Below are 12,537 nucleotides of genomic sequence, written 5' to 3'. Positions count from 1 at the left end.
GTGACAGAAATTTCAGCCGACACAAAATTTTTTCTTGCGTCCCGAAAAAGAGTCCCCTACATGCCCGTTTCGAAATCGATGTGGCGGACATCTGGGCCAACCCTTAAACTGGGGGCCCCCTGTACTAACGCCCAAAGCTGGTTAAAAGCCCTTTGGAGGTTAGGTGTCATGCACTCCTATGCTACTCCCTATAATATTGTTGCCGATGAGCAGCCTGACCTGCCTGTGTGGTGCTTCCGCCCAGAGCGTGTAACGGCTGCTGCGAAATGGTTCCGGGAGAAATTCCCGGGCGAGCCGTTCTATGCGGTGAAAGCCAATCCGGGCGAGCATGTGCTCGAAGCCCTTTGGGAAGCTGGTGTACGCAGTTTCGACACGGCCTCGCTGCCGGAGATCGAACTGATCCACCGCAAATTCCCGGGCGCCCGCATGGCGTTCCTTCACCCGGTGAAGAATCGCCGCGCCATTCAGCGCGCCTATCATGAATTCGGCGTACGCATCTTCGTCACCGACACGATGCAGGAACTCTACAAGATTCTTGAGGAAACCGGCTACGCCAAAGACCTCACGATCATTGTACGGATTGCTGTATCCTGCGATGGCGCAGCTCTGCCGCTGGCTGGAAAATTCGGGGCGAGCGCGGAAGATGCGACAGAAATCCTGCGCGAAGCCCGCCGCTATGCGGATGAGCTGGGCGTGTCCTTCCATGTCGGCAGCCAGGCCATGAAACCCACCGCCTGGTGGACCGCGATGGCGGACGTCTCCCGCATCATCATCGCGGCATCCGTCACGGTCGACATCGTGGATGTTGGCGGCGGCTTCCCATCGATCTATGCGGACAATCCGCCCCCGTCGCTGGAAGACTATGCCGCCATGGTGGAGCAGGCCTTCGAGAACATGTACGTTCTTGAAAACGCTGAATTGTGGTGTGAGCCCGGCCGTGCGCTGGTCGCAGAATCCGAAAGCCTGCTGACCCGTATCGAGCAGGTTCGTGACGACGCGATCTACATCAATGATGGCTCCTATGGTGCCCTCTACGATGCTGTGCACGAACGTTGGTCATTCCCGATGCGGGCCCTGCCCGGTGACGGACGCAATCTTGGCCGCTTGGTGGAGTACACCGTTTACGGACCGACATGCGATTCGACTGACAAGTTCCCGGCAAAGGTCTGGCTGCCCGCCGGCCTCGTGGAAGGTGACTATGTCGAATTCGGAAACCTCGGCGCTTATGGCCGCGCCATGTCCAGCCGCTTCAATGGCTTCGGCGCAACCGAAGTTGCCCGCGTCCATGATGCTCCTTGGCCGAGCCTCTACAATGCGGTTGGCGCAGAAGTGATCTCGATCGGCGCGTCCGGCACACGCTGAACGTTTGGAAACCCGTATCGCCTGAGGACAAGCGCCAGATCCGGCACGTCTTCAGGCGAAGAGGTCAGCCAGGCATGTCCACCAATCCCGCGCGCTTCGGTCTCCGGAGGCAGAACACGGATCGTCTGCCGTGCGATCGCCGCGCCTGAATCAATGTAGCTGACGGGTCGCGGCGCGCTCGCCACAAGTTGCGCTCGGACGAGCGGGAAATGCGTGCAAGCCAGCACCACCGTGTCAATCCGGTCTCCGCCCTCTGCATCAAACAGGGGCGCCTGCGCAGCTGCGAAGGCATCAATCGGCAGATCTTCGCCCCGCGCATGTGCCTCGGCCAGCTTTACCAGTTCGATGCTGCCATGCATCACAACGTCAACATCCCGGGCGAACTGAGAGATCAGCTCCGCCGTATAGGCTCGCCGCACCGTGCCGGGCGTTGCAAGCAGGCCGATGGTGCGGGATTGGGTCAATTGCGCCGCTGGCTTGATGGCCGGCACCGTTCCGACAACCGGAATATCCAACACCGCCCGCACGTCGGCCAATGCGAGCGTTGAGGCTGTATTGCAGGCAATGACGAAAACGTCTGGCTGGACCTGGTCGCACAATGCCTTGGCAACCTTCGGCAAACGCTCACGCAGGGCATCGTCCGACTTGTCGCCATAGGGGAAAAAGGCGGAGTCTGCCGAGTAATGGATGCCCAATGCTGGCCCAAGCGCCCGGATTTCCTCGACAACGGTCAATCCCCCCATGCCGGAATCGAACACCAACACCCGCCCACGCGCGGGAGACGGAACGAAGTTCGGGGGGAGAGCATCAATGGCCATTAGGTATTCGGTGTTGGCATGTTGGTGTGGCGGAATCGGGGCGTTGGAGCCGCTCTGGCACGAGTCTTGTTGTGCAGCGCAGCATGAAAGGGTATGTCTGGTTCAGGACCATAAGGAAACATCATGCTTGATTTTTGGCTAACTCCCTGGCGCGCCGGGCTATCCATGACGGCCGCAACGCTGGAAACCATGATCGCTGCGCAGAAAAGCGCGTCCATTCTGGCCCCAAAAGGCGTGGCCACCCCCGTGACTGAAGACACTCTGCGGGATGCGTTCCAGATCGCTGCGGATGTGAACTTGCGCCGCTGGGAGGATACGGCTGGCGCACTGCAACGCCTGCCAAACTGGATGCATGAACTGCACGCCATGCCGGGCAACATGGTGACAGACTGGTTCGACGCCGCACGCCGGGGCACGGGCAAACCCTAGTCTGACGGCTCGTCTTCTCGTGCGGCCGGAAGCCAGACTCCGAACGCAGACCCCTCCCCGATCCGGGTCTCAACTGAAAACCCGCCGCGATGGTGCGCCATGATGTGCTTCACGATGGCGAGACCGAGCCCCGTGCCGGTGATCTTGCCGCCGCGACTCTGATCTGCGCGATAGAAGCGCTCGCCGAGGCGCGGCAGGTGTTCGCGCTCGATGCCGGGCCCCTGATCCTCGACCCGCATCCAGATCGCCCGCTCTTGCGTGCCCGGCCGTCCCGCCGCAGGGAGCAGCGTCATGCGTTCGCTGCTGGCCCAGCTCTGAGCCGCCTTGATCCGCGCGTCCGCCATGCCCGGCGCCATGCCGAAGCTGAGCGTGACCTGCCCGCCCGCCTTCGAATACTTCAACGCGTTCGAAACGAGGTTTTCCACCACTTGGATCATCTCGTCCCGGTGGGCGATCACGGGCAACGGCCCCTCATCGGATTTAACGACCAGATTGACCCCCTTCTCCGCCGCAATGGCGCTGAAGGCATGCGTTGCATCCGACACGATATGTCGAAACTCTTCCCGCTCGCGCGGAGACACATGTTCAGAGGACTCAATACGCGACAAGGACAACAAATCGGCGATCAATCGCGACATGCGTTCCGTTTCACCCGCCATGATGGCCAGAAAACGATCCCAGGAATCTTTGTCGTCCTTGGCGGGCCCACGCATGGTTTCGATGAAGCCCGACAGAGCCGTCAACGGCGTGCGCAATTCGTGGCTGGCATTGGCAAGGAAGTCAGATCGCGCCCGCGCGGCACGGCGAACAGGTGTCAGATCCTCAAGCACCACAAGCGTCCGCTTGGCCCGGCCCGGACGTGAAACATGCGCGCGCCAGGTTTCATCCGGCCCACTTTCAACCTCGACCGTCATGGGTTCGACCGTACCGGTTTCGATGGCGTTCTCGATGGCAGAGAGAAGGCCCGGCGAACGGATCACGGTGCTGGCACGGGGATTTACCCGTCCATCCAGCCGCAAAATGAATTCGGCTTCCTCATTCATGGTGACGATGCGTTGATCGTCATCCACCTCGAATGCCGGCAAGGGCAAAGCATCCAGCAAAATGGCTGATTCCGGCGTTTTCGGCGTTGTGGACAGTGGTTCAACCGCCAGTCGTGGACTGAGCGGAAGTACGCTCGCAGTCCCCACAAAAATGGCGGTGGCAACCGACACGACCACAAGGATCGCCGCGATCACCTCAATGAGGCCGACCGCTCCGGTGATCCACATCAGCAACAGGATGAAGGAGAAGCACCCAACCAGAGTGACAAAGTCCCGTGCCCGACGCGAAAGAGCCGTACGGGTGGACCGCTTTTCCTCCGCTGACAGGCCGTCGCTCATTCATACTCCTGTTAACAAACTGCCCAAAGACACATTGTTCGGAAGCCGCTAATACGCGCGCAGAGATCTGCCAAGCCCCTCGCCGCGTATCGATAAGAAGTGCGATCATTATACAACTACAGTAGATTATTGAAAAACGATAATTTATCATTGACAGTCGACTAGGGCAGGCGTATCCGACAACCAGAACAGGGAGCGATGCCGACGGCATGACACGATCAATTCTTCTTATCAGCTCGGCAATTCTGACCGCTTGCGCATCTTCACAGGCAAATTTGCCCGGAATTGACGGCAATCGTGAGGAAATTTTTGCCGTTGCGCCAGATGCACCGGCGGAATGGGCGAACACCGGCGTCGTGGGCACAGCGCCAACAGGTGATTGGCTGTCGCAATTCGATGACCCCATCATGGAAAGCCTTGTCCGCGAGGCGCTCGCCAACAGTCCTACCCTGGAATCCCGCGCCGCTCTTGTGCGCGCCGCAGAAGCATCCATCCGTACGGCGCGTTCACAACGCCTGCCCAGCGTCGACGGCACGATCAGCACCGGCGTCACCTCGAACGCGTTCGAGATCGGCAACGATCTTGAGCGGTCGACCGACGGTATTTACGGCCTTGGCCTCGACGCCAGCTGGGAAGCCGATCTGTGGAATCGTCTCGGGCGTGGCATCGCCGCCGCGGAAGCAGACCTTGCCGCGAGCGAAGCCGACCTCGCCGCAGCAGAACTGTCCATCAGCGCGCAAACCGCTACCGCATGGATCAATCTGAATGCTGCTCTCGCGCAGGAACGCGTCGCCGTTCTGACCTATGAAGCGCGGGACCGCGTTCGCATTCTGACCGAGCGCCGCTTCCAGCGCGGCCTCGCCGAAGCGTTGGATGTCCGCACCGCGCGCAGCACCGTCGCCGGCGCCGAGGCCGATATCGCCCAGCGTCGCCAGGCGGCGGGAGAAGCCGCTCGCCGGCTTGAAATCCTGCTGGGTCGCTACCCGGCCACTGAAATCGAGGCCACTGCCGATTTGCCAGCGCTTGACCCGCTGATCGTTGAGAGCAATCCGATGCGCCTTCTGGCCCGTCGTCCGGACGTCGCCAGCGCCGAAGCCAACGTCGTCGCCGCCGGCCTGAGGGCTGAACAGGCGCGGCTTGCGTTGCGCCCCTCCCTTCGCCTGACGGGGACGTTCTCGACCAGCGAATCCGAATTCGCTGACATGGTAGACCCCGAACGCATCGCCGCGCGCGTAGTCGCCAGCCTGATCCAGCCTTTGTTCACCGGCGGTCGCCTGGATGCGCAGCGCGACACCGCCATCGCCCAAGCCGAATCTGCCATCGCCAATTACGCAAATGCGGCGCTGACGGCATGGGGTGAAGTGGAAGATGCCATCGCAGCGGACACGTATATCGCCCAGCAGGAAGATGCCCTGCTTCGCGCGCTGGAAGAAGCGCGTCTGGCCGAAGAGCTGGCCGAGCGCCAATACACAAGCGGCACGATCACCATCTTCAACCTGATCGATGCCCAAACCCGCAGGCTGACGTCTGAAAGCCAGCTCGTGGCCGCCCGCGCGTCACGTGCCTCGAACCGGGTTTCCTATCACCTCGCCCTCGGCGGCGGTCTCCCCGTGCAAACCGCCGCAACTCCAACACAAGCCCCTCAAGATAACGCCGCAGAATAGCGGCAGGAGAATAAACTATGGGACGCGTCATTTCAGTTCTGCTGCCAATCGGCATCCTCGCCGTGGTCGGTGTCGGCGGCATGATCGCCTTGTCCGCCATCCAGCCGGAGCCGGAAAAGGCTGAAGAGGCGCGCGGCGGGCTCAACGTTTTTGCCGAACCCGTTCGCCGGACGGATCTGACGCTTGTCGTGGAATCCCAGGGCGAAGTGAAACCGCGCCGCGAAATCATTGTCGCACCGCAGATATCCGGTCGCATTTCATATGTCTCGCCAGACTTCATCGATGGCGGCTTCATCAACAAGGGCCAGCTTCTGGTACGTGTCGAAGCGGCGGATTATGAGCTTGCAGTTGTCCGCGCGCAGTCTTCTGTCGCCAGCGCCGAGCAGGCACTTGCCCGCGAAGAAGCGGAGGCCGAACTCGCCCGTCAGGACATTCTGGATCTCGGCATCTCGGACGCCTCTCCCCTGGCCCGGCGCGAGCCGCAGCTGGCCGAAGCCCGCGCGTCACTCGAATCTGCCAAGGCACAACTGAAAGATGCCCAGCTCGCGCTTGACCGGACCGCCGTCTATGCGCCGTTTGCTGGCCGCGTGCGTGAACGCAATGTGGACATCGGACAAGTCGTGTCAGTCGGTCAGTCCCTGGGCCAGATCTTTGCCAATGACGTTGTCGAAGTTGCCCTGCCTCTGAAGGACGCCGAAATGGGCCGCCTTGGCCTGCCACTTGCCTTCAGCTCAACGAAGGAGAAGCCGGGCCCGGATGTCACCTTCCGCGCAACTGTTGGCGGTGTGGAACGTGAATGGCACGGTCAGGTTGTCCGGACGGCTGCGGCGGTGAACTCCCAGACCCGTCAGATCAATGTGATTGCCGAACTTCAGGATCCCTATGGTGCGGGTGCGGATGGTGATGCGCCAATGGCCCCCGGCCTGTTCGTCAGTGCCACGGTACAGGGCGAAACCCTGAACGATGTGCTGGTCGCGCCACGCGGTGCCCTGCGCGGACAGGACCGCCTGTTCATTGGCCTCCCGGATGAAGGCCAGCTGTCCATCCGCAATGTGGACCTGATCTATTCAGATGCCGATGGTGCCTATATCGCCTCCGGTGCCGAGCCCGGCGAGTTGGCCATTGTCAGTCCCATCCAGGCCCCCTTCAACGGCATGAACATTACGGTCATGCAGCGCATGGAAGATGGCACGATCAAGGTTTACGAGCCCAAGCGGGCAGATGAGACAATGTCCGGCGATTCCCCAACTCTCGCATCGACCGGTGAGGGAGCAGCGCAATGAGCAGCATTGTCGCCTGGTTTGCTCGCAACGCGGTTGCCGCAAACCTCCTGATGATCGTCGCCTTCGTCGGCGGGGTCTTCGGTTACACCAAGATGGAACAGGAAATGTTCCCGGTGGTGAACATCACCGGTGCATCGGTTTCCGTTTCCTGGAATGGTGCGTCACCACAAGACGTTGAAGAACAGATTGTCACGCGGATCGAAGAAGCCGTTGCCGACATCAACGGCCTCGACCGGATCACATCCATCGCCAATGAAGGCATGGGCGTGGTCAATATCAAAGGCCGCGACGATATCGACATGCAGGAATTCCTCGACGAGGTGAAACTCCGCGTCGACCAGATCAACAACCTTCCGCAAGCCGCCTTCGAACCTCAGGTTCAACGCTGGGAGCAGCGCAATGCCTTCATGGGGATCGCCATTCACGGCGACGTTGACCCCCGCACGCTGAAACGCCTCGCAGACAATGTGCGCGACGACATCGCGAATATTCCCGGCGGCGAGTTGGCGCAACTGCAGGGTGTGATCTCCGAACAGGTCAATATTGAAGTGTCCGAAGACGCCCTGCGTCGCTATGGCCTTAGCTTCAGTGATGTGGCGAATGCCATTCGCCGGTCATCCCTGAACTCGTCGGGTGGGCGCATTGAATCATCGACAGGTGATGTGTCGATCACGGCGCGGCAGCTCGCCGATACAGCTGACCAGTTCGGCAACATCATCATCCGGCAGACCACCGAGGACGGCACGATCCGCGTCGATGATGTCGCTCAGATCGATGATGGATTCGTGACCGACAAATTCAGCGCACAGTTCAATGGCGACCCGACAGCGTTCGTCATGATCCGTTCGCCGGATACGATGCACATCGTCGACTATACGGACAATTTCAAGAAATACACCGAGCAGGCCAACGACCCATCCAACGGCATCCTGCCGCAAGCCGTGAAGATCGACATTCTCTGGGACGATTCCGAGGCATTCAAGGCGCGGATGGATTTGATCACGGAATCCGCCATGATGGGCGCCGTGCTCGTGATGCTGGTGCTGGTCCTCTTCCTGCGGCCGACTGTTGCCCTGTGGGTGACCATCGGAATCATGACGGCCTTTGCGGGCGGCATTCTTCTCCTCCCCTATTTCGGCGTCTCATGGAACATCCTGTCCACCTTCGCCGTGCTGCTGGTGATCGGGGTGATCGTGGATGACGCGATCATTGTGGGTGAAAACATTCACCGAGAGATCGAAAGCGGGCGACGCGAAGGGCTAGATGCGGCCATTGTTGGCACCCAACTGGTCCTGAAACCGGTGATCTTCGGTGTTCTCACTACCATCATCGCCTTCCTGCCCTGGGCATTCATTACAGGCCCGACCCGCATGTTCACGCAGCAGATCACCTTCGTGGTTGTCGCAGCACTGATCTTCTCGATTATCGAATGCATGCTGATCCTGCCGAGCCATCTGGCGCACATGAAGCAGCAGAAGTTTGACGGGCCGTCGGGGCGCTTCCTGAAAATCCAGCGTCGCATTGCGGACAGTTTGCTCTGGTTTGCGAACAACATCTACAAACCCGTACTCGAACTCGCGATCCGGTTCCGATATGCGACCGTGGTCTTTTTCTTCTGCCTGTTCTTCCTTGCAACACAGGTCTCCGGAAAGGGCATTGTGCCATTCAAATTCATGCCGGAAATCGAGGCTGACCTCATTCAGGTCGACATCGATATGCCGGACGGCACCCCCTATTCCCGCCTCATCCAGATTCGGGACCAGCTACAGGCCGGTATCAAGAAGACCAAGGAAGTCACGGATGCGAAGTATCCGGACATTGAAGGCGGGCTTGTCACCGACGCCTCTGTTGTTGCCGCGGATGGTCGGGTGCAGGCATGGGTCGGCCTGCTGCCACCGGAAGAACGTCCGCAGGGCGTGCGCTCAAAGGACATTTCCGAGCAGATGCGCAACTATGTCGGCGAAATTCAGGATGCCGAGGAAATCAGCTTCGACTTCACGTTCAATGATGAACAGAGCGGCGTTCGCTTTGCCTTGAACCACAATGATCTTGACCGCCTGAGGGAAGCCGCCGCAGCCGTGAAGGCGCAGCTTGCGACCTATTCTAACACCTACGACATCGGGGACAATCTCTCGTCCGCAGCAGAAGAGATCCGTATCTCGCTGAAGCCCGGCGCCGAAACACTGGGCATCACGCTAGCCGATGTGTCAGACCAGCTCCGACAGGCTTATTATGGTGAAGAGGTTCAGCGCCTGCCACGAGATGGGGAAGACGTGCGCGTCATGGTGCGCCTGCCAGAATCGGCTCGGGAAGATCTCGACAGCATCGACACTCTTCGCATCCGGACATCTGACGGCCGCGAAATCCCCATCACCCAGGTCGCAGAGTTCAATTATGCCCCCGGCATCAACCGCATTGTCCGGCGCAACCGCACACGTTCCGTATCCGTCTATTCCGAAGTGATGGGCGAAGGCGGGCGCGGTCAGATCATGTCCGCCATGGAAGAGGAATTCTGGCCTGATTTCGCCCGCCAGTTCCCGGATGTGCAACGCGGCGAAGCGGGCGGCTTTGAGGAAGAACAGAAATTCTTCAGCGAAATCGGTCGCCTTATCCTGATCGCCATCGGCACGATGTATATCCTGCTGGCCGTCGCGTTCCGTTCCTATGCCCAGCCGCTCCTGCTGATGATGGCCCTGCCCTTCGCATATGCTGGTGCTGTCTTTGGGTTGTGGGCCTTCAACACGCCTATGGCGATGTTCTCCTTCTTTGGCATCGCTGCGGCGGCAGGCGTCGTGATCAACGACAACCTCGTGCTGATCGATTATGTGAACCGCCGGCGCGACGAAGGCGCAGGCGCGGTTCAGGCCCTGGTCGATGGCGGCGTCTCGCGGTTCCGTCCGATCCTGCTGACATCAGTCACGACATTCGTCGGCATCCTGCCCCTGATTGCGGAAAAGTCTGTTCAGGCACAATTCCTGAAACCGATGGTCGTGTCGCTTGGCTCTGCCGTTGCCTTTGCCCTGTTTGTCTCCCTGCTCATGGTTCCGACACTGTATGCCGTAGGCGTAGAGATTGGGCGCGTGTTCCGGTGGACATGGGGCGGCAAGCCTTTCCGCCAGATTGGCGAAACCTATAGTGGTCAGGTCACCATTGACGAAGATGAACTGATCGGAACCAGCCGCGATAGCACCCTTGGCCACGCGGCCCCAGCCGAATAGACTGGGATCAATCTTGGATACGGGCCTGGCCGCATGCGCGCTGGGCCGCATCCTTTTATTGGAGAGACCTTGATGAAGAAACTCATGCTCGGGGCCGCATCGATCGCCCTGCTCGCAGCATGCGGCCCGGCCGCTCAGGAAGAAACCGCCACTCCCGCCGAGGCAACGGAGGCGACATCCACATCTGCAACAACACCCAACGCAGACGGAAAATATGTGACGCCCGAAGGGCTGGAACTGTCTGCCGCTGATTATTGGGGCGATTGGGGGGTCGACCTGACCCTTCGGGACGAAACAGTTGATCCGGGCGATGATTTCTACACATACGCAAACGGCAAATGGCTCGACAGCTTTGTCATCCCGGGCGACCGCACACGGTACGGTGCCTTCACCCTGCTGGCGGAAAAGTCCGAGCAGCGCGTCCTGAACATTATCCAGGAACTTGCCGAAGCCGAGCCTGATCCATCCACGCTCGAAGGCAAGGTTGCGTCCGTATACAACGCCTATATGGACACAAGCGGGATTGAGGCCGCCGGTCTGGCGCCTGCCACGCCATACCTCAGCAAGATTGAAGGCCTGTCCAGCCGCGAAGACCTCGCCAAGCTGTTTGCCGCCACTGGGTACTCCTCCCCGATTGCGGGCTGGGTCGATGTCGATTCCAAACAGACCGACCAGTACATCTTCTATGTCACGCAATCCGGACTCGGCATCGGAGACCGCGATTATTATCTGACAGATAGCGAGAAGAATCTCGAGATCCGCGCAGCTTACAAGACCATGCTGGCCACGCTTCTGACTGAGGCTGGTTACGACGATCCCGAGGCGGCTGCCGATCGCGTCATCGCGCTCGAGACCCGCATGGCCGAGGCGCATTGGGACCGCGCAGCTGGCCGCAATCGCAACCTCACCTACAACAAGATGACCCGCGCCGAGCTTGAAGCCCTGGCCGGAGACTTCCCGCTGGCAACCATGCTGATGGATCTCGGCCTGAACGGCGAAGACGCGTTCGTCGTACGTCAGGTTACGCCAACGGCGGAAGAAATCGAGGAGAACGGCCTGACGCCGGAACAGGTCGAGAAGGTTTCAGGCGGCGGCATTGCCGGCCTGTTCGAGATCATGCAGACGGCACCTCTCGAAGACTGGCAGGCTTACCTTGCCGCGCACTTCCTGATCGACCATGCCGACGTGCTGCCCAAGCGACTCGATGAGGCGACCTTCGAATTCTACGGCAAGACCCTTGGCGGCGCGGAAGAACAGCGTGAGCGCTGGAAGCGTGCCGTATCCACCGTCGAAGGCTCCGTCGGTGAAGCTGTTGGCAAAGTATATGCGGACCGCTTCTTCCCGGCCGAGAACAAGGCGGCCATGGACGAACTCGTCGCCAATCTGCGCCTGGCCATGAACAGCAATCTCGACGAGATCGAATGGATGGGCGAGGAAACCAAGGTCGAGGCACGTGACAAGCTCGCGAAGTTCACACCGAAGATCGGCTATCCCGAGAATTTCGAGACCTATGAACAGTTGAATGTCGGCCCCGACGCGTTTGCGAACAATATGGCCGTCAATGACTGGGCTTGGAAGGACATGATCTCCCAGCTCGGCCAGCCGATTGACCGCACCGAATGGTTCATGCTGCCGCAAACGGTCAACGCGTATTATTCGCCGAACCGCAACGAGATCGTGTTCCCGGCCGCAATCCTTCAGCCTCCCTTCTTCAACCTGACGGCAGATCCTGCCGTGAATTATGGCGCCATTGGCGGCGTGATCGGTCATGAAATCGGTCACGGGTTTGATGATCAGGGCGCCAAATCTGATGGAAATGGCACGCTGCGGAACTGGTGGACCGCCGAAGACGAGGCCAATTTCAAGGCCAAGACCGGTGCGCTGGTTGAACAGTACAACGCGCTCTGCCCGCTGGACGAGGGCGAAACCTGCGTCAACGGCTCCCTTACCCTCGGCGAGAACATTGGCGACCTGGGCGGCCTCTCCATGGCCTACAAGGCCTACAAGCTGAGCCTGGACACCGATGGCGACGGCACAATCAGCGCAGGAGAGGAAGCGCCCGTGATCGACGGCCTGACCGGCGATCAACGCTTCTTCCTGTCCTGGGCACAGGTCTGGCGCTCCAAATACCGTGAGGAAGCCACGCGTCGCCAATTGCTGACCGACCCACACTCTCCGCCGGTCTACCGCGTGAATGGCGTGGTTCGTAACCTCGCCGAATGGTATGACGCTTTCAACGTTACCGAGGATAACGAAATGTACCTGCCACCGGAACAACGCATCCGGATCTGGTAAATCTCGTAAACCGTAGGTTTTATTACAGTTGGCGGCGCCTGCGGGCGCCGCCATTTACGTGTTCTGAAGGATTTTTCCGGTACACC

Annotated in this window: 8 protein-coding genes; 6 read left to right on the top strand and 2 right to left on the bottom strand. The window is 60.0% G+C overall.

The annotated features are described in order from the left end of the window. The first annotated feature begins 168 nt into the window (after positions 1–168). On the top strand, positions 169–1,362 hold the full coding sequence (locus HY36_RS15055; RefSeq protein WP_035554490.1) for a type III PLP-dependent enzyme: 1,194 nt from the start codon (positions 169–171) through the stop codon (positions 1,360–1,362). Here HY36_RS15055 and murI read toward each other — a convergent pair. Next, entirely contained in the window at positions 1,308–2,180 is an 873-nt protein-coding gene (murI, locus tag HY36_RS15050) for a glutamate racemase (protein WP_035554488.1), read from the bottom strand. The two genes, HY36_RS15055 and murI, sit on opposite strands and share 55 nt — an antisense overlap. 123 nt (positions 2,181–2,303) lie before the next feature. On the opposite strand from murI, the gene HY36_RS15045 reads away from it, so the two are divergent. Continuing rightward, positions 2,304–2,609 carry a hypothetical protein gene (locus HY36_RS15045; RefSeq protein WP_035554486.1) on the top strand — a complete coding sequence of 102 codons (306 nt, stop codon included), beginning with the start codon at positions 2,304–2,306 and terminating at the stop codon, positions 2,607–2,609. Here the strand turns inward: HY36_RS15045 and HY36_RS15040 are convergent. After that, on the bottom strand, positions 2,606–3,523 hold the full coding sequence (locus HY36_RS15040; protein WP_370265338.1) for a sensor histidine kinase: 918 nt from the start codon (positions 3,521–3,523) through the stop codon (positions 2,606–2,608). The genes HY36_RS15045 and HY36_RS15040 overlap by 4 nt on opposite strands. Positions 3,524–4,200: 677 nt before the next feature. On the opposite strand from HY36_RS15040, the gene HY36_RS15035 reads away from it, so the two are divergent. From HY36_RS15035 to HY36_RS15020, 4 genes are all read left to right on the top strand, one after another. Next, the gene (locus tag HY36_RS15035) at positions 4,201–5,655 is read left to right on the top strand and encodes an efflux transporter outer membrane subunit (RefSeq protein ID WP_051602848.1); all 1,455 of its coding nucleotides are present in this window, start codon (positions 4,201–4,203) and stop codon (positions 5,653–5,655) included. A 17-nt stretch (positions 5,656–5,672) separates the two neighbouring features. Beyond that, entirely contained in the window at positions 5,673–6,938 is a 1,266-nt protein-coding gene (locus HY36_RS15030) for an efflux RND transporter periplasmic adaptor subunit (protein WP_035554484.1), read from the top strand. Further along, complete coding sequence (locus tag HY36_RS15025) at positions 6,935–10,156, top strand: efflux RND transporter permease subunit (protein WP_035554482.1); 3,222 nt, start codon at positions 6,935–6,937, stop codon at positions 10,154–10,156. The genes HY36_RS15030 and HY36_RS15025 overlap by 4 nt, the downstream gene beginning before the upstream one ends. A gap of 72 nt (positions 10,157–10,228) precedes the next feature. Continuing rightward, positions 10,229–12,451, top strand: a complete 2,223-nt coding sequence (locus HY36_RS15020) for a M13 family metallopeptidase (protein ID WP_035554481.1) — start codon at positions 10,229–10,231, stop codon at positions 12,449–12,451. Positions 12,452–12,537: the final 86 nt, after the last annotated feature.

This window comes from Hyphomonas atlantica corrig. (genome assembly GCF_000682715.1).
Lineage (GTDB): Bacteria > Pseudomonadota > Alphaproteobacteria > Caulobacterales > Hyphomonadaceae > Hyphomonas > Hyphomonas atlantica.
The sequence above is the reverse complement of the archived record's forward strand: the minus strand, read 5'-3'. Positions and strand labels throughout refer to the sequence as shown.